This window comes from Tsukamurella sp. 1534, assembly GCF_000312385.1.
Lineage (GTDB): Bacteria > Actinomycetota > Actinomycetes > Mycobacteriales > Mycobacteriaceae > Tsukamurella.
Genome location: NZ_HE997626.1, coordinates 430,152 through 455,205, shown reverse-complemented (window position 1 = coordinate 455,205; position 25,054 = coordinate 430,152). Strand labels below are relative to the sequence as shown.

Sequence of the window (25,054 nt, the reverse complement as noted above, 5' to 3'; positions counted from 1 at the left end):
GGAGCCCGCCATGACCAGCCCGTCCTACGACCGCGGGGACGCCGAACCCGCGCTGCTCACCTGCACCATCGGCGCCCAACTCGAGATGACGGCGGACCGGTTCGGTGACCGTACCGCGCTCGTCGATGTGCCCACCGGCCGCCGCTGGACCTACGAGGAACTGCTCGCCGACTCGCGCGCGTTCGCGGCGGGGCTGCTGCGCAACGGGATCCGGCCGGGCGATCGGGTGGGTGTGTGGGCGCCCAACACCCCGGAGTGGGTGATCGTCCAGTTCGGCACCGCCCTCGCGGGGGTGATCCTGGTGAATCTCAACCCGTCGTACCGGCAGCGCGAGCTGGAGTACGCGCTGAACCAGTCGGGGATCGTCGCCGTGTTCACGATGACGGCGTTCAAGACCTCCGAGTACGCGGCGATGGTCGAAGCCGCCCGCCCCGAGGCGCCCGAGCTGCGCGACGTGGTCACGTTCGGCTCCGAGGCGTGGGAGGGCTACCTCGCCGCCCCGACGGAGGACGAGGTCGGCGCGCTCGCCGACCTGGGCGACGAGCTGACCGCCGACGACCCGATCAACATCCAGTACACCTCGGGCACGACCGGATTCCCGAAGGGCGCCACGCTCACCCACGCCAACATCCTCAACAACGGGTACCTCGTGGGCGAGCTGCTGGACTACACGGAGAAGGACGCGATCTGCATCCCGGTGCCCTTCTACCACTGCTTCGGCATGGTGATGGGCAACCTCGCGGCCATCACGCACGGCGCCGCGATGGTGATCCCCGGCCCGGCGTTCGTGCCGCAGGACGCGCTCGCCGCCGTCGCCGCGGAGCAGTGCACCAGCCTCTACGGCGTGCCCACCATGTTCATCGCGGAACTGGCCCTCGCCGAATTCGACGACTACGACCTGTCCAGCCTGCGCACCGGGATCATGGCGGGATCGCCGTGCCCGGAGGAGGTCATGCGCAAGGTGGTCGATCGGATGGGCATGCGTGAGGTGTCGATCTGTTACGGCATGACGGAGACGTCGCCGGTGTCCACCCAGACCCGCACCGACGACGCGCTGGAGTTGCGCGTCGGCACCGTCGGGCGGGTGGGGCCGCACCTGGAGGTCAAGGTGGTGGACCCGATCGACGGCACCGAGGTGCCGCGCGGTGAGGTGGGCGAATTCTGCACGCGCGGTTACTCGGTCATGAAGGGCTACTGGAACAACGCGGAGAAGACGGCCGAGGCGATCGACGCCGACGGTTGGATGCACACCGGCGACCTGGCCACCATGGACGAGAACGGCTACGTGCGGATCACCGGCAGGATCAAGGACATGGTGATCCGCGGCGGCGAGAACATCTACCCCCGTGAGATCGAGGAGTTCCTCTACACCCACCCGGACATCCTGGACGCCCAGGTGATCGGCGTGCCGGACGAGAAGTACGGCGAGGAACTCATGGCGTGGATCCGGTTGCGCGACGGCGTCGAGGGATTCACCGCCGACGACCTCAGGGCCTTCGCGGAGGGCAAGATCGCCCGGCACAAGATCCCACGGTACGTCCATGTGGTCAGCGAGTTCCCCATGACCGTGTCGGGCAAGATCCGTAAGGTGCAGATGCGCGAGGAGTCCGTGAACCTGCTGGGATTGGGAGAGTAGAAGGCATGCATTCGATCGACAGGTTCGCCGAGTTCGCCGGCGTCCCGACCGGCGACTACGACGCCGTGTTCCGGTACTCCGTCGAAGAGCCGGAGGCGTTCTGGGGCGATGTCTGGGACTTCTTCGAGCTGGGCGAGCGCACCGGGCCGGTGCTGGAGGCGCGGCGGATGCCCGGCGCCCGGTGGTTCCCCGAGGTGCGCCTGAACTACGTCGACCGGGTGTTGAAGTACGCCGGCCTCCCCGGCAACGCGATCGTCGGTCTCTCGGACGACGGTACGCGCGTGGAGATCCCGTGGTCCGAGCTGCCGGCGCGGGTGTCGGCCACCGCCGAGCTGTTGCGGTCGCTGGGTGTCGGCGTGGGTGACACCGTGGCGGCGTACCTGCCCGACGAGCCGTTCGCCGTGATCGCGTTCCTCGCGACCGCGTCGCTGGGGGCGATCTGGTCGGGCTGCGGGCAGGACTACGCGCCGGAGGGTGCCGCGGGCCGCATGGCGCAGCTGGAGCCGACGGTGCTGTTCGCCCGCGACGGATACCGGTTCGGCGAGAAGGACGTGGACAAGCGCGCCGACACAGCCGAGCTCGCCGGTCTGCTGAACGTGCCCGCGTCGCACGTGATCACGGAGCTGCCGGAGCCGACGGCCGAGACGCCGGAGCTCCAGCCTGTACAGGTGCCGTTCGACCACCCCCTGTGGGTGCTGTTCAGCTCGGGCACCACCGGCAAGCCCAAGGGCATCGTCCAGGGCCACGGCGGCATCCTGATCGAGCACGTGAAGGTTCTGGGCCTGCACAACGAGATCGGCCCGGGCGACGTGTTCTTCTGGCACACGGCGCTGAGCTGGATGATGTGGAACTACCAGGTGGCGGGCCTGCTCGTGGGCGCAACGGTGGTCACGTTCTCCGGGCACCCGCTCGCGCCGACCGCCGACCGGCTGTGGCAGGTCTGCGAGGACGAGGAGGTCACCTTCTTCGGCACCAGCCCGGGGCAGCTGCAGGCGTCCCGCAAGGCCGGCCTGAACCCGGGCACCGATCACCGCCTGGTGCTCAAGACCATCGGCAGCACCGGCTCGCCGCTGGCGCCCGACCTGTTCGTGTGGGTGGACGAGCATGTGGCGCAGGGGCTTCCGGTGAGCTCCGTGTCCGGGGGCACCGACGTGTGCAGCGCGTTCTGCGGCGGCACCGCGTCCGTCCCGCACGTGCCGGGCGAGCTCACCGTCCGGTACCTGGGCTGCGCGCTCGAGTCCTGGGCGCCGGACCGCACGCCGCTCGTCGGGGAGGTGGGCGAGATGGTGATCACGCAGCCCATGCCGTCCATGCCGATCCGGTTCTGGAACGATCCCGACGGGGCGAAGTACCGCGGCGCCTATTTCGAGCACCAGTGGACCGACGGGATCGCCGAGAACCTGTGGCGGCACGGGGACTGGGTGGAACTCACCGACCGCGGCTCGGTCACCATCCACGGCCGCAGCGATGCGACGTTGAACCGCAACGGCATCCGCATGGGTTCGGCGGACATCTACGAGGTGGTCGAGGCCGTCGACGAGGTCGCCGAGGCGATGGTCGTGGGCGTCGACGGGCCCGACGCCAAGTACTGGATGCCGCTGTTCCTCACCCTGATCCCCGGCGCGGAGATGACCGACGATCTGGTCCAGCGCATCCGCACGGACGTCAAGACCCGGCTCTCCCCGCGGCACGTGCCCGACGAGGTGATCCTCGCCCCCGGAATTCCGCACACCCGCACGGGCAAGAAGCTGGAGATCCCCGTGACCGGCATGCTCGCCGGTCGGGACGTGAGCGTGGACCCCAAGTCCGTCGACGACCCGGACCTGCTCGCCTGGTACGAGGAGCAGGGCCGCTCCCACGCCTGGTAGGGGACGGAAGGTCCGCTAGCGTTCGTCGACCTTCACGTCGTAGTCCACCGAGCCGTCGCCGTTGACGGCGGTGGCGGTGATGGTCATGCCGAGCTCGTCGCCGTCCTTGGTGAGCGTGCACCGCTGGGTGGCGCCGACCTCGCGGCGGAGTCCGCCGGCGCAGACGACCGAGTCCGGCTCCGCTCCGAACTTCTCCGCCAGTCGCTTCGCGGTGTCGGAGGCGATGCTCGACGCCGGGACCGTCGACGGGGTCGGCGTGCCGGAGGTGACCTCTGCTGACACGGTGCACCCGCAGGCCACCACGGCCAGCGCGGCGAGGGTGGATGCTGCGCGAAGGTGATGAGCGGACACGGCACTCCTATCGGTCGATGCGTACGGAACTCACTCGCCACAAACTCGGTGCCCCGACTTGGCGCGCGGTTAACGGGGGATTGGGATGCAGGTGCGGAGCGTCGCAGGGGAGGGCCGATTCGGGCACAATACGACGTGTGAAACGCGCCCTGGTTGTGATCGCCGTGGTCGCGGCCGCCGTGACCGCCTGCGGGACAACGATCGAAGGCGTGGCGACGGCACCGTCCTCGGTCTCATCCTCGTCCGCGCCCCCGGTTCCCGTGGGTTTGGACACGAGCGGTTTCCGCACCGATCCCGCGCCCGTAGGCCAGGAAGCCGATTCCGTCTGGATCGTCGAGGGCAACCGGATGCTGGAGCAGGTCGTCCTCCCGTCGGAGGTGGATCCGGGCCTCGCCGCGGAGGTGCCCGGCCAGGAGGCCGCACCCGCGCTGCACAGCCTGGAGGTGACCGCCGTCCCCGAAGGCCTGCGATCGCCGCTGAGCAGGATGAAGGTCGGAGTATCCGTCGCGAGGGCGGACCGCCCGACGGGTTCCGCTCGCGAACTTCGTGTGGGGCTCTACCGGTTCCACGATTCGGCCGTCGCGGACCAGGTCCTGGACTCCGAGGGGTACGAACAGCGGGGGAGCCCGCGCGTCACGGTTCCCGGTGTGTCCGGTGCCGCTGCCGTGGAGTCCGCGCCGGGTGTCGTCGACGCGTTCGTCTCCGTCGAGTCCCTCGTGGTGCACGTGCATGCGCGGGCGCGCGACACGGCCGCCGCCGCAGAGCTCGCGGGGAGGACGTTCGCCCGCCAGTTGCCTGCGTTGCGCGCGTTCACGCCCACGCCCGAGGGAGCCCTCCGCCGGGTTCCCGTGGATCCGGCGGGAGTCCTCCGTCGGACCGTCGCGGAGACCACCGCGCCCGAGGACGTGCTGCGCTGGATCGGGGCGTTGACGGTGCCGATGTACGAACGTCGTGTCGCGGATCCGGAAGGCGTGCAACGATTGCGCGCGGCCGGCGTCGACGCCGTCGGGTGGAACGTCGGCCGCGTGTACCGCGCGCGCGACGAGGCCGCGGCACGGGGCCTCCGCCCGGATCGGGCGCGGAACCCGTCGATCACGCCCGCCGTGGGCGTGCCTCAGCTCGGCGACGCGGTGGGCTGCTACACCCGCGCAGGGGGTGACCCGTTCTGCGAACTGGTCGTGGGCCGCTATTACGCCTGGGTCCCCGCGGGCGATCTCGACTTCGCTCGTCGGGCCGCGGCCGCACAATGGGTGATCCTGACACGGAATCCATAGGAGGAGAACATGGGTCGATGGAATGCCGCGCTCACGATCGCCGTGGTGGCGTCGCTCACCGCGGGTTGCAGCACTGTCGTGGAGGGGACGGCCGTGCCGGACCCGAACGACCCGCTCGTCACCCTGGATGCCGGGGGCATATCGACGAAGCCTCGGAAGGTGGAGACCTCGAAGGATCAGCAGGATGTGCTCGCGGCCAACATCCTCGCGGAGAAGACCCTGTACGCCTGGGATGTGGACCCCACCTACGTGAAGCTCGAATCCTTCGGCGTGCGGGCAGCCGCGCAATCCTCGAACCTGTCCGATGTCGTCGACGGTGCGGACGCCGACGCGATCGGACGTCGAGGGATGCTCTACGGATTCGTCTCCGGTAGAAGCAACGACGCGCCGGGGCAGCGCGAGGGGCTGTCCGTCGCCGTGCTCCGCATGAACGACGAGGCCGCGGCGCGCGGCGCACTCGACGACCATCGCACGAGGGTCGGCGCCGGCGCCGAGCGCATCGGGGACCGCACCGACATCGTCGCGACCAAGCGCGACCCGACGTCGTCGCGGCCGAACACCGTGTACGCGATCATGGCGGCCGTGGGGCCGCACCTGATCGTGGTGCGCTCGGGCGTAGCCGACGCCGCGAAGTCCCGCGATCACGCCGTGGTCGCGGTCGACAAGCAGCGTGACCTCTTGGCCGGCTACACGTCGCCCGGCGCGGACACTCTCGATTCGCTGCCCGCGGACAAGGACGACATCGTGAGTCACACGGTGACTCCGGACCCCCTTGAGCAGGGAAAGCTGACGCTGGAGTACGGGTTCCGTGAGGGGCGCGCCCCGCTGCACTGGGACACGGACCCGCTCGCGACGGCCCGCCTGCTCGAGGACTCGGGTATCGACCTGGTGGGCATCGGCCGCAACGCGGTGTACCGAGCGCGTGACGATTCCGGCGCCCAGCGCTTCGTGGACGCCGCGAGCAGGTTGCTGAGTAAGGAGGAACAGTCCGCCGAGTTCTCGATCGACGGGCTGCCCTCCGCCAAGTGCCGTACCTACGCGGTGAAAGGGACGATCGAGATGGTCACGCGCGCCACGTGTTACGTGAGCCAGGGCCGCTACGTCGCCGAGTACTCCGACCAACAGAAGGAGCGGGTGCGCCAGGTGACCTCTGCCGGCTACCTCCTTCTGCGCGACTTGGCCTGACGTTCATCGACTCGGCTCCCGCGGCACGGTGCACTTCCCGCGACGTGTCCGCCGCTTCCCGCTACACACCGCCGTTCCCGCGATCGCCATGGCGATCGCGGGAACAACTCGCTGTCGCGGGAGACCGCTCGCGGCTGCGCGGGAACAGCTCACGATCGCGGGAAGGACTCGATGTCGCGGGAACGGGCCGCCGTCGATGCCGGCGCCGGAAAGTACCCACCCGGGCCACGACGCGGCGCGTGCCCTCCGCCACGGATCACAGATGGCCGGAGGTGCACTGCCAGGACATGATCGAGCCGCCACCGGACAGCGAGATGGCGCTGCGCTGCGCCGCGTAGAGCGAGCGGCCGGTGCCGCCCTGGAACCGGTAGCGGGTCTGCGCCACGGCGCCGCACCCGTTGGCGAACGAGGCCAGTACCTTGCAGCTTCCGTAGCCGCAGGAGGCCAGCGCGGCCCGCTGCGCGGCGCCGGCGGTGGGGTAGTCCCACGAGCGGCCGGTGGCGCCGTTCGAGGAGACGGCGATCGCGCCGTAGTTGACGGCGGCGTTCGCGGCGGGGGCGGCCGCGATCTGGATGCCGCCCGCGACGCTCGCGGTGGCGACGGCGGCGACGATCGCCTTCTTCGAGATGGTCTTCATGACAACGCCTTTCAGGGGAACGAGCAGGGAAGGAACGAGGAACAGGACTGGAGGGTCAGCGCGGGAGTGCCTCGCCGGCCCCGGGCTTGTCGGTCGGCTCGACGGGGCTGACCTCGGGCTTGGTGACCGTCACCCTCTCGCCCCATTTCGAGAAGGTGAGCGTGATGGAGCCGGCGTCGGAGGGCTTCACCTGCAGACGAACCAGCTGCTTATCGCCCGACGGCTGGATCCACGCGGTCGTCGGCACCGGGACGCTCTTATCGGGCGCCACGCGTGAACCGGTGATGCTCGCGATCTCGGTGGCGGGCACGGTGCCGGAGACCTTGGTGGTCTTCTGTCCGTCGATCGTCTCCTCGCCGACCGCGGTCGCGCCGGTCATCGTCGCGAGGATGTTGGGCACGCCCTTCTCGGCGTCGAACAGCGCGGACACGTCGTAGATCGACGCACCGTCGCCGTAGTCGACGTACCTGTCGCCCAGGATCGCGGCGTACATCGTGCCGTCGAGGTAGGTGAACCGGCCCTCGGACTTCCCTCCGATGTCGATGGTCGCGGTGCCCTTCGCCTGCGTGGCGGGCGTGACGTTGAGGTCACCGTCGACCGCGGTGACCGGCATGTTGGGCACCTTCCCGTCCACGGCCACGGTGAAGTGGACGCTGGTGACCTTCTTCGCGGCCTCCGACGCGGCGGTGACGAGCGCGGGCGCGTCGACGTTCGAGGCGGATGCGGTGGCGGCACCCGCGTCCGCCGAGTCACCGCCCTTGTCGGAGCAGCCGGTGAGGGCGACGGTGAGGGCCGCTGCCGCGGACACGGCGGCGAGCACGGGGCGGGTGGGTTTCATGGGTACTGGCTCCTTCACTGGGGACTGCGGTAACAGTCGGTGAAGGCGCTTAAGCCGGACTTGCGACGGCCTGAATCGCCCGGGGCCGCCTCGCCCCGTCGGCCTGGGCCGGGCACGCCCCGTCGGCCTGCCAACCGGGCTCGGTCGCCCGAATCCCCGCGCCCCGCAGAAGCTACTGACCAGTAGGTAAGATCGGGGCATCGCCCCAGGTCACACCCCGTTGCGCGCCTGCTGCGTGGATCGCATCACGTGACATACGTCATTTGTCAAGGGTCCTCGCAGCAAAGAATGCGTGGAGGCATAGAGTCGAGGCCGAACCCGTGGTCGAGCGGGTTGGACCGAGTAACCAGACAGATGGTGAGCTGATGGATCTCTTCGAATACCAAGCGAAGGAACTGTTCGTCAAGCACGGCGTGCCGACCTCGGCGGGCCGCGTGACGGACAACGTCGCTGACGCCCGCGCTATCGCCGAAGAAGTCGGCAAGCCGGTGATGGTCAAGGCGCAGGTGAAGGTGGGCGGCCGCGGTAAGGCCGGTGGCGTCAAGTACGCCGCGACGCCGGACGACGCGGAGCGCTACGCGAACGACATCCTGGGCCTGGACATCAAGGGCCACGTCGTCAAGAAGCTCCTGGTCGCCGAGGCGAGCGACATCGCCGAGGAGTACTACATCTCCTTCCTGCTCGACCGCGCGAACCGCACCTACCTCGCGATGTGCTCCGTCGAGGGCGGCGTCGAGATCGAGGTCACCGCCGAGGAGAACCCCGACGCGCTGGCCAAGGTCGCCGTGGACGCCACCAAGGGCGTCGACCTCGCGCTGGCCCGCGAGATCGCCGAGAAGGGCAAGCTGCCCGCCGAGGTGCTCGACGCCGCGGCCGTGACCATCCAGAAGCTGTGGGAGGTCTTCGTCGCCGAGGACGCCACCCTGGTGGAGGTCAACCCGCTGGTCCGCACCCCCGACGACCAGATCCTCGCCCTCGACGGCAAGGTGTCGCTCGACGAGAACGCGGACTTCCGCCACCCCGATCACGAGGCCTTCGCCGACGCCGGGTCCACCGACCCGCTCGAGCTCAAGGCCAAGGAGAACGACCTCAACTACGTCAAGCTCGACGGCCAGGTGGGCGTCATCGGCAACGGCGCCGGCCTCGTCATGTCGACGCTGGACGTGGTCGCCTACGCCGGTGAGAACCACGGCGGCGTCAAGCCGGCCAACTTCCTCGACATCGGCGGCGGCGCCTCGGCCGAGGTCATGGCCGCGGGCCTCGACGTGATCCTCGGCGACGCACAGGTCAAGAGCGTCTTCGTGAACGTCTTCGGCGGCATCACCGCCTGCGACGCGGTCGCCAACGGCATCGTCGGCGCCCTGAACACCCTCGGCGACACGGCCTCCAAGCCGCTCGTCGTGCGCCTCGACGGCAACAAGGTCGAGGAGGGTCGCAAGATCCTGGCCGACGCGAACCACCCGCTGGTGACGCTGGCCGAGACCATGGACGAAGGCGCCGACAAGGCCGCCGAGCTGGCGAACAAGTAAGGGAGACAACAGAAAAATGGCTATCTTCCTGACCAAGGACTCGAAGGTCATCGTCCAGGGCATCACCGGCGGCGAGGGCACCAAGCACACCGCGCTCATGCTCAAGGCCGGCACCAACGTGGTCGGCGGCGTCAACGCGCGCAAGGCCGGCACCACCGTGAAGCACACCGCCAAGGACGGCAACGAGATCGAGCTCCCCGTCTTCGGTTCCGTCGCCGAGGCGATGGAGAAGACCGGCGCGGACGTCTCCATCGCGTTCGTGCCCCCGGCCTTCTCCAAGGACGCCATCGTGGAGGCGATCGACGCGGAGATCCCGCTGCTCGTCGTGATCACCGAGGGAATCCCGGTGCAGGACTCCGCGTTCGCGTGGGCCTACAACGTGGACAAGGGCGGTAAGACCCGCATCATCGGCCCGAACTGCCCCGGCATCATCACCCCGGGCGAGGCCCTCGTCGGCATCACCCCGGCCAACATCACCGGCACCGGCCCCGTCGGCCTGGTGTCGAAGTCGGGCACCCTGACGTACCAGATGATGTACGAGCTCCGCGATTTCGGTTTCTCGACCGCCATCGGCATCGGCGGCGACCCGGTGATCGGCACCACCCACATCGACGCCATCGAGGCGTTCGAGCAGGACCCGAACACCAAGGTGATCGTCATGATCGGCGAGATCGGCGGCGACGCCGAGGAGCGCGCGGCCGATTACATCAAGGCGAACGTCAGCAAGCCCGTCGTGGGCTACGTCGCGGGCTTCACCGCTCCCGAGGGCAAGACCATGGGCCACGCCGGCGCCATCGTCTCGGGCTCCTCGGGCACGGCCGCAGCGAAGAAGGAGGCCCTCGAGGCCGCCGGCGTCAAGGTGGGCAAGACCCCGTCCGAGACCGCCGCTCTCGCCCGCGAGATCCTGCAGTCGCTGTAACGCACCACAACTCGGTTCGCGACCCCGCCGCCCTCAGGGTGGCGGGGTCGTCCCGTGACAGCGGCCCGACTGTGCGCCCTCCAGGCCCCGGAACGCCAGGTACAGCACGAGCGCCGCGGCCGCGAGGCCCGCGCCCAGCACGCACTCGCCGGTCCATCCCGCGAGCGGCCACAGCGCCGCCGTCGCCGCGGAGCCCAGTGTGCCGCCGAGGAAGAACGTGCCCATGAACACCGCGTTGATCCGCCCGCGCGCCTCGGGTCGCAGCGAGAACACCACCGCCTGAGAGGAATTCAGCGCGGCCTGCTGGCCCACGCCGAGCAGTACCAGGCCGAGGATCAGCGCGGGCGGTCCGACGGCGCCGCCCGCGGGGATCATCACCAGCCACCCCGCCGCCTGCAGCGCCAGGCCGCCGATCGTCATCGACGGTCCGTGGCCGCGGTCCACGAGCCGGCCGATCCGCGACGCCGAGAGGGCGCCCACCGCGCCCAGCAGGCCGATGGCGCCGATCGCCGACGGCGCCCAGCCGTACCGCGGGCCCGCCAGGAGGAACGTCACCGCCGCGCCCTGCACCATGAACGACGCGAGAGCCAGCCCGACGAGCACCGACCGCAGCCGCAGCACCGGCAGCTCCCGGATCAGCCCCGCCATCGACCCCAGCAGCCTCCGGTACCCCGCCGCGTCGATGCCCTCACGGCCAGGATCGTGCCGGGGGAGCGACCGGGACAGGGCCGCTGCGACGAGGACGAGCATCGCGGCGAGCGCGAAGTAGGGCGCGCGCCACCCCGCCAGATCGGAGAGGACGCCGGAGGCGAAGCGGCTCACGATCGTCCCCAGCACCAGCCCGCTCATCACCACGCCCACCGCGTGCGCCTGCTCGCGCGGCCCCGCCAGCTCCGCCGCGTACGGCACGATCACCTGCGCGCCCACCGAGGTCACGGCTGCCAGCGTGGATGCCGCGAGCAGAACCGGGCCGGCGGGCGCCGAGCCCGCAGCGATCAGCGCGAGCGCCGTCACCAGCAGCAGCGCCAGCGCGAGCGGCCGGCGGCGGACCGCATCGGCCAGGGGGACCAGCAGCACCAGGCCGACGGCGTATCCCGCCTGCGCCGCGGTGACCAGCATCCCCGCGGCGGTCTCGGACATCGCCAGCCGCTCCTGCAGCAGCCCGAGGATCGGGTGGGCCAGATAGTTCCCGGCCACCGACAGCCCCGTCGCCAGCGCCATCAGGCGGAGCAGGCCGGGGCGCACCGTGGGCGGCGTGGCGGTCATCGTCATCCCTCGATGATCGCCGCCCGTCGATCATGAGTACAACGTATTGTTTCGATGGAATGATCGATGAGGGAGATGCATGGAGCTCCGGCAGCTGCGCTCCGTGATCGCGGTCGCGGAGACGCTCAACTTCACCCGCGCCGCACAGCGCTGTCACGTGGTGCAGTCCGCGCTGAGCCACCAGGTCGCGGCGCTCGAACGCGAACTCGGCGCCCGCCTCTTCGACCGCACCAACCGCTCGGTCCGGCTCACCGCCGCCGGCGAGGCGTTCCTCCCGCAGGCCCGCGCCGCCCTCGCGGCCGCCGACCGCGCCGTCGACGAGGTGGCCGCGACCCTCGGCGACGTCCGGGGCACCGTCACCGTCGGCACCATCCCCACGTTCACCGCCTTCGGCGTGGTCGACGTGCTTCGCCGGTACCGCGGCGCGTATCCCGACGCGGTGGTGCGGATGCGCTCCGGCGCCAGTGAGGTGCTCATCGACGACGTGCGGCGGGGCTGCCTCGACGTGGCGCTGCTCGGCGTCCCCGAAGGGTTCTCCACCGCGGGTGTGGTCGCGCGCCGCCTCGCCTTCGACGAGCTCGCGCTCGTCGTGCCCGCAGCCCGTGCGGTCGACGGTCCGCTCACCCTGGCCGAGGCCGCCGAGCATCCGTTCGCCGACTACCCCGTGGGCGGCGCCGGCCGCGCGGAGTCCGATGTCGCCTTCGAGCGGGCCGGGGTGCGGCGCACCGTCGCGTTCGAGGTGGACCGGTCCGAGACCATGCTCGACCTCGTCGCGGCCGGGCTGTGCGTCGGCGTCGCCGCCCCCGCCACCGTGCCCGACGGTGCCGGCCTCGCGACGGTGCCCCTCGTCGACGGTCCCACCCGCATCCAGTTGCTCGCGCACGCGACGCTCCCCAGCCCCGCTGCCAGGGCTTTGTTGACCGTCGTGGACAGCGTTCTTCCTGAGGTGAACAGCGGATTCGCAGGTTCGGGTGTATAGGGTGGTGAGGTACTGGTCCCCGCGGGGACCGAGTCGACATTTCGGGGAGAGACGGACATGACCTACTCAGGTGGAGGCTACGGCCAGCAGCCGGGCCAGGGGGGCTACGGCCAGCAGGGCTACGGCCAGCCCGCGCAGCAGGGCCAGCCGGACTACAGCCAGCAGGGATACGGCCAGCCGGTCGGTCAGCCGGGCGGTCAGCCGGGCTTCGGCCAGCAGCCCTACGGCCAGCCGCCGCAGCAGGCCCAGCCCGATTACGGCCAGCAGGGCCAGCAGGGGTACGGCCAGCCGGGCTACGGCCAGGGCTACCCGCAGCAGCAGTACCAGGGCTACCCGCAGCAGGGCTACGGCCAGCAGCAGTACGGCGGCTACCAGCAGCAGGCGCCCGCGGCACCGTCGAAGCCTCTGGACCTGGCGCTCGTGCTGTCCATCGCCACCGCCGCCCTCGGCGTGATCACCTTCCTCCTCGCGTTCCTGGACTTCGCGTCCATCACCGTGACCTCCCCGCTGGGCAGCGGCTCCATCACCCGCACCGCCGACGGCTTCGAGCATCAGGCGCTGTTCTCGCTGACCCTGGCCCTGGCCGCCGGCATCGCCGCGGGCCTGAGCCTCATCTCCAAGGGCAACACCGGCCGGACCCCGGCCGCGGCCCTCGCGACCGCGGGCTTCCTCACGCTGCTGGCCGGGCTCTTCGCCTGGGAGAACCTCGCCTACGGCTTCTGGATCGCGCTGGTCTTCGCGCTGCTGACCGCCGCCGCGGCCATCGCATTGGTCCTCGTGGACTCGGGCGTCATCGCCAACCCCGCCGACCAAGCCGACACCGCGGACGCGACCGCCACCGCCGCGGCGGGTGCCGCCGCCACCCCGGCCACCGACACCCCGCAGGCCCCCGTCGCCGGCGCCACCGAGGTCGCGCAGGCCCCGGCCGCGCAGCAGGACCCGGCGTCCACGTCGTCGCCGTCCAACCCGTCGGCCCAGTCGCAGTGGCCGAGCTACGGCGGCTACACGCCGTCCACGCCGAGCGCACCGTCGGTGCCCTCGACCCCGTCGGCGCCGTCCACCCCGGGCTACTCGACCCCCGGCGTCCCGTCCACCCCGGCGAACGCACCGTCGAACCCGGGCGCCTCGGCGTCGGGCGACGAGGTGACCACTGCGTTCGGCAACGCCCCGAGCACCCAGGCGTTCGGCGCACCGTCGAACCCGGTGCACGGCGCGCACTCGGCCGACGAGGGCGACAAGCCGCAGCAGAACTGATCCCGCGCGGCGCGCCTGATCCACTATCACCCGCTGAACATGCACAGTGGTCTAGATGAGTGACTCAGCGCGCGCCGCCGGGCCGGGCTCGAGCGAGACCCGGCCACTGTTCGTCATGGCCTTCGGGCCGGCGCTGATCACGCTGGCCACGGCGCTGGTGCTGAGCGCGATCGTGCTCGGCACCTCGGCCACCGGCTTCTCCGCCATCACCCCCACCGTCGCGGGGCTCTGGCTCGCCGTGCACCAGGTGCCGGTCACCGTCAGCGACATCACCCTCGGCGTCCTGCCGCTCGTGCCCACCGTCGCGCTGGTCGCGGGCGTCGCCCGGGCCGCCCGCCGGGCGGGCGGCACCGGCAGGAGCTTCGCAGAACTCCGGTCCGTGCTGCTCTGCGCCATCGCCGGTCCGGCGCTCGTCACCGCGATCGCCCTCGCCGTCGTCAACGACGCGGCCGGCCGGTTCACCATCGGCACCCCGCCGCCGCTCACCGCCTTCCTGTGCACCGTGGCGGTGCACCTCGGCGGCGCCCTCCTCGGGCTCGCGCCTGCGTACTGGGGCGACGCCGCCCACTTCCTGCGCATCCCCACCTGGGTCGACGACTGCGCGAAGCTCGCCGGCCGCGCCCTTCTCGCGTTCGGGGCCGTGGGCCTCGCCATCGTCGTGGTGCGGCTGGCCTGGCAGTGGCAGACCGTCCTGGAACTGATCCGCTCCGGCAACGACGCCGTCGGCATGATCTCGCTGGTGGTCCTGTCGCTGCTCTACCTGCCCAACGTGGCGATCGGCGCCGCCGCCCTCCCGCTCGGTGTGGGCGTGCAGCTGGGCCCCATCTCGGCGAGCCTGTTCTCCGCGGCCCCCGGCCGCGCCCCGGCCGTCCCGATCCTCGCGGTGCTCCCGCAGGGCGCGTCCCCGTGGTACCTGCTGCCGCTGCTCGCCGTGCCGGCCGTCGTGGCCGTCCAGGTGGGCCGACGGTGCGCCGCCCGCTCCCTCGACCTCGGCCCCACCGTCCGGGAGGTGGGCGTCACCGCGCTGCTCACCGCGGCCGGGTTCACCGCGGCGGCGTGGATCGCCGGCGGCGCCCTCGGCGGCTTCGGCTACGCCGGCGCCGACATCCCGCAGCTGTTCCTGTTCACTCTCGCGTGGATCGGCCTCGTCGGGGTCCTCGCCGCCCTCGTGATCCAGCAGTTCGGCGACTCCAGCGCGGTCCGCGCCGCCCGCCGGGCCGAGGAGCAGGCACCGTCGGGCTACACCACGTACGCCGACGAGGCCGACGCGGTGGACGAGGAGGTCGCCACCGCCCCGACGGTGGAGTTCGACCCCGTCGACCGGGAGGGCACGGGCCACCCGGACGCCGCGGAGGGTGTGGAAGACGCTCCCGCGGAGGACGATCCGCACGCCGACACCGGCGATTTCGACGCGCTCGCCGACGAGCCCACCCAGGAGGTGCGGCCCGTCCAGCGCCGCACCGGGCCGCACCGCGATCGGTCCATAGCGGACATCGAGGAGCTCGACAGCTACACCTTCGGGCAGTAGCCCGAACCGGCGGCGTTAGGCTGATCGCGTATCGGCCCACTCCCGAGGAGAGAATCCTGAGCACGCCCAGTGATGTCGCGCTGCCGCCGTGCGCGCCCGCGCGGATCGTCGTCCTGGCGTCCGGCACGGGATCCCTGCTGGAGGCCATGCTGGCCGCCGCGGCGGGGGAGGGCTACCCCGGCGCCGTCGTGGGCGTGGTCGCCGACCGGCCGTGCCGCGCCGTGGAGCTGGCCTCCGGCGCGGGCGTGCCCGCCGCCGAGGTGCCGCTCTCGGCCTACGGCGACCGCGCCGCCTGGGACGCCGCCCTCACCGCCGCGGTCGCCGAGCTGCGGCCCCACCTGGTGGTGGCGGCCGGTTTCATGAAGATCCTCGGGCCCGCGTTCCTCGCGGCCTTCGGGGGGCGCGTGATCAACGCGCACCCCGCCCTGCTGCCCGCCTTCCCGGGCGCCCACGCCGTGCCCGCCGCCCTGGAGCACGGAGTCAAGCTCACGGGCTCGACGGTGCACCTCGTGGACGCCGGGCTGGACACCGGGCCGATCCTGGCGCAGGAGGCCGTCGCCGTGGAGCCGGGGGACACCGAGGAGACCCTGCACGAACGGATCAAGGTCGTAGAGCGCCGGCTTCTCACCGAGGTCGTCGCCGCCGTCGCCCTGGGCGGCTACCGCACGGATGGACGAAAGGTCACGATTTCATGAGCAACATCCCCCTCAAGCGCGCTCTGATCAGCGTGTACGACAAGTCGGGCCTGGTGGAGCTCGCCACCGGCCTGGCGCAGGCGGGGGTCGAGATCGTGTCGACGGGCTCGACCGCGCGCACCATCGCCGACGCCGGCCTCGCCGTGACCCGCGTCGAGGACGTCACCGGGTTCCCCGAGTGCCTCGACGGCCGCGTCAAGACGCTGCACCCCAAGATCCACGCCGGCATCCTCGCCGACACCCGCATGCCCGAGCACCTCGAGCAGCTGCGCCGGCTGGACGTCAAGAAGTTCGAGCTCGTGGTGGTGAACCTCTACCCGTTCACCGACACCGTCGCCTCCGGCGCCACCGAGGACGAGTGCATCGAGCAGATCGACATCGGCGGACCGTCGATGGTGCGCGCCGCCGCGAAGAACCACCCGTCCGTGACCGTGGTGGTCTCGCCCGACGACTACGGCTCCGTGATCGACGCCACCCGCACCGGCTTCTCGCTGGAGCAGCGGAAGGCGTTCGCCGCGAAGGCCTTCCGGCACACCGCGGATTACGACGTGGCCGTCGCCTCGTACATGACCAACGTGGTGGCGCCCGAACCCGAGCAGAAGTTCCCGTCGTGGATGGGCGGCACCTGGGGCCGCGAGGCCGTGCTCCGCTACGGCGAGAACCCGCACCAGGCCGCCGCGCTCTACGTGGGCGGTGCCAAGGCCGGGCTCGCCCAGGCCGAGCAGCTGCACGGCAAGGAGATGAGCTACAACAACTACACCGACGGCGACGCCGCCTGGCGCGCCGCCTACGACTTCAACGAGCCGGCCGTCGCGATCATCAAGCACGCCAACCCGTGCGGTATCGCCATCGGCAAGGACGTGGCGCAGGCCCACCGCAAGGCGCACGCCTGCGACCCGGTCTCCGCCTACGGCGGCGTCATCGCGTCGAACCGCGAGGTGAGCCTGGAGATGGCCGAGCAGGTCTCGGAGATCTTCACCGAGGTGATCATCGCGCCGGGCTACGCCGACGGCGCCCTCGCGGTGCTGCAGCGCAAGAAGAACATCCGCGTGCTGCGGGCCGAGCCGCCCGTGCTGACCACCGAGATCAAGCAGATCACCGGCGGCCTGCTGGTGCAGGACTCCGACGCCATCGACGCCGAGGGCGACGACCCCGCCGAGTGGACGCTCGCCGCGGGCGATCCCGCCGACGAGGCCACCCTGGCCGACCTCGAGTTCGCCTGGCGGGCCTGCCGAGCGGTGAAGTCCAACGCGATCCTCCTGGCCTCCCGCGGCGCCTCCGTGGGCGTGGGCATGGGGCAGGTCAACCGGGTCGACTCGGCGCAGCTCGCCGTGACCCGCGCGGGCGACCGCGTGCTCGGCTCCGTGGCCGCGTCGGACGCCTTCTTCCCGTTCCCCGACGGGCCGCAGATCCTCATCGACGCCGGCGTGAAGGCCATCGTGCAGCCCGGCGGCTCCATCCGGGACAAGGAGGTCGTCCAGGCGGCCGCCGAGGCGGGAGTGACGATGTACTTCACCGGGACGCGGCACTTCTTCCACTGATCCCGCGTAGCGAACGCCCCCGAGGAGAATCATGGCCTCGGGGGCGTTCGCCGTTCGCGCCCCGCGTCGCCGCCCGGGCGATCGCGACGGACCACAGGAGGAGACGTCGATGCAGGTTCCACCCGAAGTCCGACCGCTGCTGGAGGCCGCCGTCGGACCCATGCCCGAGGACGCGGACATGCCCCTGCCGCCGATGGGACTTCCCGTCGACGAGGAGCGGGAACAGCGCAAGCGCGACCTCGCCGTCGCGTTCCGCGTGTTCGGCCGGCTCGGCTTCTCCGAGGGCGTCGCCGGCCACATCACCGCCCGCGACCCCGGGGACTCCGGCCTGTTCTGGGTGAATCCGTTCGGTATGAGCTTCAACCAGATCCGCGTCTCGGACCTCATCTGCGTCGACCACAACGGCGTCGTCGTGCACGGGCGGCGGCCGGTGAACAGGGCCGCCTTCGTCATCCACGCCCAGGTGCACGACGCCCGCCCCGACGCCGTCGCCGCCGCGCACGCGCACTCCGTCTACGGCAAGGCGTTCTCCTCGCTCGGCATCCCGCTCGCGCCGCTCACCCAGGACGCCTGCGCGTTCTACGAGGACCACGGGATCTACGACGACTACGCCGGCGTGGTCAACGAGACCGTCGAGGGCAAACGGGTGGCCGCCGCGGTCGGCGACCACAAGGCGGCGATCCTCAAGAACCACGGCCTGATCACCGTCGGCGGATCCGTATCCGCCGCCGCGTGGTGGTTCGTCACCATGGAGCGCTCCTGCCAGGCGCAGCTCGCGGCCATGGCCGCCGGCACGCCGCAGGAGATCGACCCCGACACCGCTCGGTTGACCCACTCCCAGGTGGGGAGCGACCTCGCGGGCTGGTTCCAGTTCCGGCCGCTGTGGGAGCAGACCGTCGCCGCGTCGCCCGACGTGTTCGACTGACGCGTCTCCCGCGGTTCTCCCCTCCGCTGCGTTCGGTCCCCTGTTCCACGCCGCGGGGAGTGAACGTGGCGGAGGGGAGAGGGCGGCGGTGCTCGGTGTCATCTCGAGACCTCGATCAGGCCGTTGCGCGCCAGGGCCGTGGTGAGGAGCAGCGGCAGCCGCCCCGGGGCGCGGAGCGTCCGCCAGCCCCAGCGCACCACCTCGATCCCGGCCGCGGCGAACGTCTCCTCGCGGGCCTTCTCCTCGGCGAGGGCGCCGGTGACCGCCCGCGACGTGGTGCCGTACTTGTCCAGGCCGTCGAACTCGCCGATCAGCGGGCCCCAGTCGAAGTCGGCGAAGTACTGACGGCCCTCGAGAACGTGTTCCCGCTGCAGCCGTGGCAGGGGTATCCCCGCCGACAGCATCTGCATCCGCGACCAGGATTCGCCCGCCGATGCGCTGCAGTCGACGGACAGCTCGATCGCCCGGCGCGCGACGGCGACACCCCGTCGCCGGCCCAGGCCGGAGAGACACTCCTCCAACTCGGCCACGGTCACGGGCGCCGGATCGTCCGGCGACGGGTAGCGCCGGCGGAGCCGTACCGCATCGATCGCGCAGACCGCGCGCTCGAGGTCCCCCGTCGTCGCCACGTCGATCGCGGTGCGGACGCGGGAGGTCGCACGGGCACCGTCGACCAGCACGATCTCGTGCCGGCCCAGCGGACGCGGATGGATGTGCGCGCCCCGTCGGACGCCTCCTCCGTGCCGCCGGTCGACGGTGAAGTGCACGAGCGAGCGGGCGGGCCGCAGGAACGGTATGCCGTGCAGGACGGCCGCGCTCTCATGGCTGACCACCGCGTTGAAGGCCGGTGCCGTGGCCAGCACCGTCGTGCGATAGCGCTCCCACGGCGGCTCCTCGTGTCCCGGAGGTGCGGGAACGGCGTACGCGCCGCGCGCCAGGCGTTCCAGTCGCCCGGAATCGACGGCGCGCGAGATGGCTGCGCTGCTCATTCCGGTGGCCAGCAGGTACCCGCGCCGCACGACGTCCCCCATGCGTCGATTGAACCGCGCGGGGCGGACGGCGCTCGCCGCTGTAGCGGGGGCTGCCGGCGGGTATCCACAGAATCCCGGTTATCCACAGGAGACGTGCTCCGCGGCGTCACCCGTTCTCCCCTCCGCCACGTTCACTCCCACGTTCTACGCCGAGGGGAGGGAACGTGGCGGAGGGGAGAGCAGGCGGGGTGTGCTCTGCGGTGGGGAGGGAACGTGGCGGAGGGGAGAGCAGACGGGATCAGTCGCGGGTGAGGTCGTCGAGGAGGGAGACGGCGGCGCGGGCGTACTCGCCGATCCAGCGGTCGTGGATCCGCTTGATCGGCACCGGCGCCAGGGTGAGGTGTCGCTCGCGGCCCACCTTGCGGCCGATCACCAACTCCGCGCGCTCGAGCACGCGCAGGTGCTGCAGCACCGTGGTGCGGTCCAGTCCGGGGAAGTGGGCGCAGAGGTCGCCGGTGGTGCGCGGCGACTCCTTGAGCACGTCCAGCATCCGTCGACGGGTCGCGTTCGCGAGCGCCTTGAAAACCGCGTCGTCGGCGTCGTCCTCGACCCCGCCGCCCGCTGTTTCCATGGTCCCGCCCGCCGGTTCCGCGCCGCCCGCCGCCGCCGCTCCACCCGCGGACGACGGCGCACGGTCGTCCGCGGCGGGCGTCTCCTCGCCGCCCTTGCGGCCCTTCCTAGACATGTTGTAGTTTTATCACATGTCAGCACTCAACGAACTCACTTTCACCGTCTCCGGCTACGTGGCGCGTCCCACGGCGCAGGTCTACGAGGCCGTCGCCGACCCGGAGCAGCTCTCGAAGTACTTCACCACCGGCGGCGCCCGCGGCCGGCTGGAGTCGAACACCGAGGTCACCTGGGACTTCGCCGACTTCCCCGGCGCCTTCCCCGTGCAGGTGGTCGAGGCGACGCCGCACTCGAAGATCGTCATCCGCTGGGACGCGGCAGAGGCCTCCGCCGCCGACGGTCACACCACCACGACCTTCGAGTTCGAGCCCGTCGACGACGACGCCCGCACCCTGGTCACCATCACCGAGTCCTCGTGGGCCGCCACGGAGGCCGGCGCGAAGAGCGCGTTCGGCAACTGCATGGGCTGGACCGGCATGCTGGCCGCGATGAAGGCCTGGGTCGAGCACGGCATCAACCTGCGCGAGGGCTTCTACAAGTAGCCCGCCGTCGACATCCGGCGCGCGCCCTGACACTGTGAAGGCATGTCCGACACCGCCGTCGCCCTCGCCCGCCGCGCCTACGAGACCACCGAGCCGTACCACGTGGTCGCCTACTTCAACCCGGGCATCCGGGATGCGGTGCGCGACCTCGGGATCGATCAGCACGCGTTCTACGTCGGTGCCCGCGCGGCGCCGATGGGGGAGGCGCACGCGTCCGTGGTGACCGCCGCCTTCTACAACTTCTCGCCCACCGTCATCGAGAACGGCTGGTCGCAGGCGCTGAACGCGGGCCTCGCCGAGATCGACGACCGCCGCTACGCGATGCTCGCCGAGCAGTACGGCACGATCCTGGCGGGCATCGACCCCACCGAGGTCGAGCGCATCGCCGAGGGCTTCGGCCGCCTGGTCGACGGTCTGCCGCTGTCCGGCCGCGCCCTCGCCGCGGCCTGGGCGTCGTCCCCGGTCCCGGACGCCCCCGCACTCGCGCTGTGGCGCCACCTGTCGGTGCTGCGCGAGTGGCGCGGCGACAACCACCTCGCCGAGCTCGTCCGGCACGGGCTCACGGGCCTCGAGGCCGGCGTCCTGCACGAGGCGGACCTCCCCGATCCGACGGTCCGCCGCCGGGTCATGGGCCGCCGGTTCTTCCGGATCACCCGCGGCTGGAGCGAGGAGCAGTGGGGCGAGGCCGTGGCCTCGATGACCGCGCGGGGCCTCGTCGAGGGCGAGCCCGAGGAGCACCGCCTCACCGGCGAGGGCATGAGCCTGTACCTCGACATCGAGGCCGGTACCGACGCCGTCAGCGCCGCTGCCTTCGGCGACGACGCCGCGGGACTCATCGACCGCGTGCGCCCGCTCACCAAGGCCGTGATCGACGCGGGCGTGATCCCCGGAACCGGGAAGAAGTAGCCCGGCCGGGCACCGTCGGAAACCCGGAACGGGCCGGGCCGTATTCCCGGCCGGGCCCGGATTTCGCTGCGGGCGTAGTCGGTAGGGCGCCCCCGGCGAATCGGCGTAGCGTGGACGGCGTGACTTCCGCACGCGCTGATGTACGTTCCGATCTCCCCACTGATCTCCCCGCTACGCTCGGCGGACTCCGGGCCTCCGGCCACGTCTACCGAGGGATCAAGGACGAGCTCCGCAACAACCTGCTCGCGGCGCTGCGTGCCGACACCGACCCGTGGGACGGCATCCAGGGCTTCGACGACACCGTCATCCCGCAGCTCGAGCGCGCTCTCCTGGCCGGTCACGACGTGGTGCTGCTCGGTGAGCGCGGCCAGGGCAAGACCCGGCTGATCCGCACCATCGTCGGCCTGCTCGACGAGTGGACCCCCGTGATCGACGGTGCCGAGCTCGGCGAGCACCCGTACCACCCGATCACCCCCGCCTCGATCCGCCGCGCCCGGGAGCTGGGCGACGAGCTGCCCGTCGCCTGGAAGCACCGCGACGAGCGCTACTCGGAGAAGCTGGCCACGCCGGACACCTCGGTCGGCGACCTGGTGGGCGACGTGGACCCGGTCAAGGTGGCGCAGGGCCGCAGCCTGGGCGACCCGGAGACCATCCACTACGGCCTCATCCCGCGCGCGCACCGCGGCATCGTGGCCGTCAACGAGCTGCCCGACCTCGCCGAGCGCATCCAGGTGGCCATGCTCAACGTGATGGAGGAGCGCGACATCCAGGTGCGCGGCTACACGCTGCGACTCCCGCTGGACGTGCTGCTGCTGGCCTCCGCCAACCCCGAGGACTACACCAACCGCGGCCGCATCATCACCCCGCTCAAGGACCGCTTCGGCGCCGAGATCCGCACGCACTACCCGCTGGACCTCGAGGACGAGGTGGCCGTGATCGAGCAGGAGGCCGACGTGGTGGCGTCGGTGCCGCAGTACCTCACCGAGGTGCTGGCCCGGTTCACCCGCGCGCTGCGCGAATCCTCCGCCGTGGACCAGCGTTCCGGCGTCTCGGCGCGGTTCGCGATCGCCGCGCAGGAGACGGTGGCCGCGGGTGCGCTGCACCGCGCGGCCGTCGGGGGCGAGGAGCTGCCCGTGGCCCGCGTCGTGGACCTGACGACGGTGCCCGACGTGCTGCGCGGCAAGGTGGAGTTCGAGGCCGGGGAGGAGGGCCGCGAGCTGGCGACGCTCGTGCACCTGCTGCGCCGCGCCACCGCCGAGACCATCTCCGAATACCTGCTGGGCGTGGACCTGGGGCCGCTGGTCGAGGCCATCGAGGCGGGCGGCCCCGTCGTGACCGGCGACGACGTGACCGCCGCGGAGCTGCTGGAGGACCTGCCCGAGGTGCCCGTGCTCGCCGAGGTCTACCGTCGGCTCGAGGCCGAGTCCCCGGGCGAGCGCGCCGCCGCCGCCGAATTCGCCCTGGAGGGACTGTATCTCGCGCGCCGCATCGGCAAGGAGGCCGACGACGAGGGGCAGACCGTCTATGGCTAGGAGGTCCGGCGACCACGCGGGCCGCCGCAACCGGCACCTCGCGCGGTACCGGCGGTACACCGGTGGGCCGGATCCGCTGGCCCCGCCGGTGGACCTGCGCGACGCGCTGGACGAGATCGGGCAGGACGTCATGGCGGGGATGTCGCCGCGCCGGGCCCTGCAGGAGTACCTCCGGCGCGGCGGCGAGAACCGCCGCGGCCTGGACAAGCTCGCCGAGCTGGCCAACCGCCGCCGACAGGAACTGTTGCAGCGCAACAACCTCGGCAAGACCTTCGAGGACGTGCGGCAGCTGCTCGACGATGCCGTGCTCGCGGAGCGCAAGGAGCTGGCGCGGGCGCTCGACGACGACGCCCGGTTCCAGGAGATGCAGATCGCCGACCTGCCGCCGTCGCCCGCGCAGGCCGTCCGCGAGCTCGCGGACTACCCGTGGCGTTCGCCCGAGGCGGCGCAGAAGTACGAGCAGATCCGCGACCTCCTCGGCCGGGAACTGTTGGACCAGCAGTTCTCCGGCATCAAGCAGGCGCTGGAGAACGCGACCGACGAGGATCGCGCCGCGATCCAGAAGATGCTCGACGACCTGAACGCGTTGCTGGACAAGCACAACGCGGGCGAGGCCACGCAGGACGACTTCGAGGAGTTCATGGCCGAACACGGCCAGTACTTCCCGGAGAATCCGCGGAACATCGACGAGCTGATCGACGCGCTCGCCCGCCGCAGCGCCGCCGCGCAGCGGCTGTACAACAGCCTCACCCCGGAGCAGCGGGCCGAGCTGGAGGAACTCTCCCGGGCCGCGTTCGGATCGCCGCAGCTGTCGCAGGCCCTGGGCGACCTCACCGGCAAGCTGCAGCAGGCCCGGCCCGGCGAGGACTGGTCCGGCAGCCAGGAATTCGAGGGCGACGAGGGCATGGGGCTCGGCGACGCCACCCAGGCGATGCAGGACATCGCCGACCTGGAATCCCTCGCCGAACAGCTCAGCCAGCAGCACGCGGGCGCGGCGCTCGACGACATCGACCTGGATGCGCTGCAGCGGCAGCTCGGCGACGAGGCGGTGGCCGACGCCCGGACCCTCGCCGAACTGGAGAAGGCGCTCAAGGACCAGGGGTACTTCGCCCGCGACCCGGACGGCGCGCTCCGGTTGTCGCCCAAGGCGATCCGGCAGCTCGGCCAGTCCATCCTGCGGGACGTGGCGCACCGCCTGACCTCCCGCGGCGGCGAACGCAACACCGCCCGGGCCGGCGCGACGGGCGAGGCCACCGGCGCCAGCCGGGAGTGGCGCTTCGGCGACACGGAGCCGTGGGACACCACCCGCACCGTACTCAACGGTGTTCTCCGCCAAGCGGGGGAGGGACGCACCGGGCCGGTCGTCCTGGACGCCGGGGACATCGAGGTGACCGAGACCGAGGCGCGCAGCCACGCCGCTGTCGCGCTGCTCGTGGACACCAGCTTCTCCATGGTGATGGAGGGCCGCTGGCTGCCCATGAAGCGCACCGCTCTCGCGCTGCACCAACTGATCTCCACGCGGTTCCGCGGGGACAAGCTGGCGCTCATCGGATTCGGCCGGCACGCGCGCACGCTCACCGTGGGAGAGCTGACCGGGCTGGACGGGGTGTACGAGCAGGGCACCAACCTGCATCATGCGCTCATGTTGGCGCAGCAGCACTTCCGTGCGCACCCGACCGCGCAGCCCGTTCTCCTGGTGGTCACGGACGGCGAGCCCACGGCGCACCTGGAGCGCAACGGCGAGCCGTTCTTCGACTACCCGCCGCATCCGCGGACCCTCGCGCTCACCGTGCGCGGGATGGACGCGGCCGCGGCGGCCGGCGCGCAGATCACCGTGTTCCAGCTGGGCGACGACCCGGGCCTCACCCGGTTCCTCGACGCGCTGGTGCGGCGCGCGGGCGGGCGGCTGGTGTCGCCCGATCTCGACGGGCTGGGCGCCGCCGTGGTCAGCGACTACCTGCGCAGCAGGCGCACGCGCGGCTGACGCCCGG

21 protein-coding genes and 1 pseudogene are annotated in these 25,054 nt (G+C 71.5%); 16 read left to right on the top strand and 6 right to left on the bottom strand.

Annotated elements, in window-relative coordinates; all coding sequences use genetic code 11:
• Positions 1–10: 10 nt before the first annotated feature.
• Together BN39_RS02260 and BN39_RS02255 are read left to right on the top strand one after the other, a co-directional pair.
• Positions 11–1,636: an AMP-binding protein gene (locus BN39_RS02260; RefSeq protein WP_019200731.1), complete on the top strand. Its 1,626-nt coding sequence runs from the start codon at positions 11–13 to the stop codon at positions 1,634–1,636.
• A gap of 5 nt (positions 1,637–1,641) precedes the next feature.
• Positions 1,642–3,504, top strand: a complete 1,863-nt coding sequence (locus tag BN39_RS02255; protein WP_019200730.1) for an acetoacetate--CoA ligase — start codon at positions 1,642–1,644, stop codon at positions 3,502–3,504.
• A gap of 15 nt (positions 3,505–3,519) precedes the next feature.
• Here the strand turns inward: BN39_RS02255 and BN39_RS02250 are convergent, their stop codons facing one another.
• Positions 3,520–3,855 carry a DUF4333 domain-containing protein gene (locus tag BN39_RS02250; RefSeq protein ID WP_019200729.1) on the bottom strand — a complete coding sequence of 112 codons (336 nt, stop codon included), beginning with the start codon at positions 3,853–3,855 and terminating at the stop codon, positions 3,520–3,522.
• A gap of 137 nt (positions 3,856–3,992) precedes the next feature.
• Here BN39_RS02250 and BN39_RS02245 point away from each other — a divergent pair, with 137 nt between their 5' ends.
• Together BN39_RS02245 and BN39_RS22010 are read left to right on the top strand one after the other, a co-directional pair.
• Positions 3,993–5,129 carry a hypothetical protein gene (locus tag BN39_RS02245; RefSeq protein ID WP_148281396.1) on the top strand — a complete coding sequence of 379 codons (1,137 nt, stop codon included), beginning with the start codon at positions 3,993–3,995 and terminating at the stop codon, positions 5,127–5,129.
• 9 nt (positions 5,130–5,138) lie between these two features.
• Positions 5,139–6,314: a hypothetical protein gene (locus BN39_RS22010; RefSeq protein WP_019200727.1), complete on the top strand. Its 1,176-nt coding sequence runs from the start codon at positions 5,139–5,141 to the stop codon at positions 6,312–6,314.
• Positions 6,315–6,570: 256 nt separating this feature from the next.
• On the opposite strand, the gene BN39_RS02235 is transcribed toward BN39_RS22010, so the two are convergent.
• Together BN39_RS02235 and BN39_RS02230 are read right to left on the bottom strand one after the other, a co-directional pair.
• Positions 6,571–6,951: a DUF4189 domain-containing protein gene (locus BN39_RS02235; protein ID WP_019200726.1), complete on the bottom strand. Its 381-nt coding sequence runs from the start codon at positions 6,949–6,951 to the stop codon at positions 6,571–6,573.
• Between the two features lie 55 nt (positions 6,952–7,006).
• The gene (locus BN39_RS02230; protein WP_019200725.1) at positions 7,007–7,789 is read right to left on the bottom strand and encodes an LppX_LprAFG lipoprotein; all 783 of its coding nucleotides are present in this window, start codon (positions 7,787–7,789) and stop codon (positions 7,007–7,009) included.
• 365 nt (positions 7,790–8,154) lie between these two features.
• On the opposite strand from BN39_RS02230, the gene sucC reads away from it, so the two are divergent.
• Entirely contained in the window at positions 8,155–9,318 is a 1,164-nt protein-coding gene (gene sucC, locus BN39_RS02225) for an ADP-forming succinate--CoA ligase subunit beta (protein ID WP_019200724.1), read from the top strand.
• Between the two features lie 16 nt (positions 9,319–9,334).
• Positions 9,335–10,237, top strand: a complete 903-nt coding sequence (sucD, locus tag BN39_RS02220) for a succinate--CoA ligase subunit alpha (RefSeq protein WP_019200723.1) — start codon at positions 9,335–9,337, stop codon at positions 10,235–10,237.
• Between the two features lie 33 nt (positions 10,238–10,270).
• Here the strand turns inward: sucD and BN39_RS02215 are convergent, their stop codons facing one another.
• The gene (locus tag BN39_RS02215) at positions 10,271–11,509 is read right to left on the bottom strand and encodes an MFS transporter (RefSeq protein WP_019200722.1); all 1,239 of its coding nucleotides are present in this window, start codon (positions 11,507–11,509) and stop codon (positions 10,271–10,273) included.
• 73 nt (positions 11,510–11,582) lie between these two features.
• On the opposite strand from BN39_RS02215, the gene BN39_RS02210 reads away from it, so the two are divergent.
• From BN39_RS02210 to BN39_RS02185, 6 genes are all read left to right on the top strand, one after another.
• Positions 11,583–12,482: a LysR family transcriptional regulator gene (locus tag BN39_RS02210; RefSeq protein WP_019200721.1), complete on the top strand. Its 900-nt coding sequence runs from the start codon at positions 11,583–11,585 to the stop codon at positions 12,480–12,482.
• 57 nt (positions 12,483–12,539) lie between these two features.
• The gene (locus BN39_RS23375) at positions 12,540–13,736 is read left to right on the top strand and encodes a DUF5336 domain-containing protein (RefSeq protein WP_019200720.1); all 1,197 of its coding nucleotides are present in this window, start codon (positions 12,540–12,542) and stop codon (positions 13,734–13,736) included.
• Positions 13,737–13,791: 55 nt separating this feature from the next.
• Positions 13,792–15,264, top strand: a complete 1,473-nt coding sequence (locus BN39_RS02200) for a DUF6350 family protein (RefSeq protein ID WP_148281395.1) — start codon at positions 13,792–13,794, stop codon at positions 15,262–15,264.
• Between the two features lie 80 nt (positions 15,265–15,344).
• Complete coding sequence (gene purN, locus BN39_RS02195; protein WP_040766402.1) at positions 15,345–15,959, top strand: phosphoribosylglycinamide formyltransferase; 615 nt, start codon at positions 15,345–15,347, stop codon at positions 15,957–15,959.
• The gene (gene purH / locus BN39_RS02190; protein WP_019200717.1) at positions 15,956–17,500 is read left to right on the top strand and encodes a bifunctional phosphoribosylaminoimidazolecarboxamide formyltransferase/IMP cyclohydrolase; all 1,545 of its coding nucleotides are present in this window, start codon (positions 15,956–15,958) and stop codon (positions 17,498–17,500) included. The genes purN and purH overlap by 4 nt, the downstream gene beginning before the upstream one ends.
• 160 nt (positions 17,501–17,660) lie before the next feature.
• Positions 17,661–18,425, top strand: coding sequence for a class II aldolase/adducin family protein (locus tag BN39_RS02185; RefSeq protein ID WP_202803292.1), 765 nt, complete (start codon positions 17,661–17,663; stop codon positions 18,423–18,425).
• A gap of 98 nt (positions 18,426–18,523) precedes the next feature.
• On the opposite strand, the pseudogene BN39_RS02180 reads toward BN39_RS02185, so the two are convergent.
• Positions 18,524–19,459: pseudogene (locus BN39_RS02180) on the bottom strand (type IV toxin-antitoxin system AbiEi family antitoxin domain-containing protein); the annotation flags it as partial.
• A gap of 235 nt (positions 19,460–19,694) precedes the next feature.
• A complete protein-coding gene (locus tag BN39_RS02175) occupies positions 19,695–20,141 on the bottom strand; it encodes a helix-turn-helix transcriptional regulator (protein ID WP_019200714.1) in 447 nt (148 codons plus the stop codon).
• 16 nt (positions 20,142–20,157) lie between these two features.
• Between BN39_RS02175 and BN39_RS02170 the strand changes: the two genes are divergently transcribed.
• From BN39_RS02170 to BN39_RS02155, 4 genes are all read left to right on the top strand, one after another.
• Positions 20,158–20,625, top strand: coding sequence for an SRPBCC domain-containing protein (locus BN39_RS02170; RefSeq protein WP_019200713.1), 468 nt, complete (start codon positions 20,158–20,160; stop codon positions 20,623–20,625).
• A gap of 42 nt (positions 20,626–20,667) precedes the next feature.
• Positions 20,668–21,531, top strand: a complete 864-nt coding sequence (locus BN39_RS02165) for a hypothetical protein (RefSeq protein ID WP_019200712.1) — start codon at positions 20,668–20,670, stop codon at positions 21,529–21,531.
• 110 nt (positions 21,532–21,641) lie between these two features.
• The gene (locus BN39_RS02160) at positions 21,642–23,063 is read left to right on the top strand and encodes a sigma 54-interacting transcriptional regulator (protein WP_019200711.1); all 1,422 of its coding nucleotides are present in this window, start codon (positions 21,642–21,644) and stop codon (positions 23,061–23,063) included.
• Positions 23,056–25,047, top strand: coding sequence for a VWA domain-containing protein (locus tag BN39_RS02155; RefSeq protein WP_019200710.1), 1,992 nt, complete (start codon positions 23,056–23,058; stop codon positions 25,045–25,047). Before BN39_RS02160 ends, BN39_RS02155 begins: the two co-directional genes overlap by 8 nt.
• The last annotated feature ends 7 nt before the right edge of the window (positions 25,048–25,054 follow it).

What these genes read in the sequence shown, in the direction of transcription:
- BN39_RS02260 (WP_019200731.1), top strand. Translation starts at nt 11, where the DNA reads ATGACCAGCCCGTCCTACGACCGCGGGGACGCCGAACCCGCGCTGCTC.
- BN39_RS02255 (WP_019200730.1), top strand. Translation starts at nt 1,642, where the DNA reads ATGCATTCGATCGACAGGTTCGCCGAGTTCGCCGGCGTCCCGACCGGC.
- BN39_RS22010 (WP_019200727.1), top strand. Translation starts at nt 5,139, where the DNA reads ATGGGTCGATGGAATGCCGCGCTCACGATCGCCGTGGTGGCGTCGCTC.
- BN39_RS02235 (WP_019200726.1), bottom strand. Translation starts at nt 6,951, where the DNA reads ATGAAGACCATCTCGAAGAAGGCGATCGTCGCCGCCGTCGCCACCGCG.
- BN39_RS02230 (WP_019200725.1), bottom strand. Translation starts at nt 7,789, where the DNA reads ATGAAACCCACCCGCCCCGTGCTCGCCGCCGTGTCCGCGGCAGCGGCC.
- sucC (WP_019200724.1), top strand. Translation starts at nt 8,155, where the DNA reads ATGGATCTCTTCGAATACCAAGCGAAGGAACTGTTCGTCAAGCACGGC.
- sucD (WP_019200723.1), top strand. Translation starts at nt 9,335, where the DNA reads ATGGCTATCTTCCTGACCAAGGACTCGAAGGTCATCGTCCAGGGCATC.
- BN39_RS02215 (WP_019200722.1), bottom strand. Translation starts at nt 11,509, where the DNA reads ATGACGATGACCGCCACGCCGCCCACGGTGCGCCCCGGCCTGCTCCGC.
- BN39_RS02210 (WP_019200721.1), top strand. Translation starts at nt 11,583, where the DNA reads ATGGAGCTCCGGCAGCTGCGCTCCGTGATCGCGGTCGCGGAGACGCTC.
- BN39_RS23375 (WP_019200720.1), top strand. Translation starts at nt 12,540, where the DNA reads ATGACCTACTCAGGTGGAGGCTACGGCCAGCAGCCGGGCCAGGGGGGC.
- BN39_RS02200 (WP_148281395.1), top strand. Translation starts at nt 13,792, where the DNA reads ATGAGTGACTCAGCGCGCGCCGCCGGGCCGGGCTCGAGCGAGACCCGG.
- purH (WP_019200717.1), top strand. Translation starts at nt 15,956, where the DNA reads ATGAGCAACATCCCCCTCAAGCGCGCTCTGATCAGCGTGTACGACAAG.
- BN39_RS02185 (WP_202803292.1), top strand. Translation starts at nt 17,661, where the DNA reads ATGCCCGAGGACGCGGACATGCCCCTGCCGCCGATGGGACTTCCCGTC.
- BN39_RS02175 (WP_019200714.1), bottom strand. Translation starts at nt 20,141, where the DNA reads ATGTCTAGGAAGGGCCGCAAGGGCGGCGAGGAGACGCCCGCCGCGGAC.
- BN39_RS02170 (WP_019200713.1), top strand. Translation starts at nt 20,158, where the DNA reads ATGTCAGCACTCAACGAACTCACTTTCACCGTCTCCGGCTACGTGGCG.
- BN39_RS02165 (WP_019200712.1), top strand. Translation starts at nt 20,668, where the DNA reads ATGTCCGACACCGCCGTCGCCCTCGCCCGCCGCGCCTACGAGACCACC.
- BN39_RS02155 (WP_019200710.1), top strand. Translation starts at nt 23,056, where the DNA reads ATGGCTAGGAGGTCCGGCGACCACGCGGGCCGCCGCAACCGGCACCTC.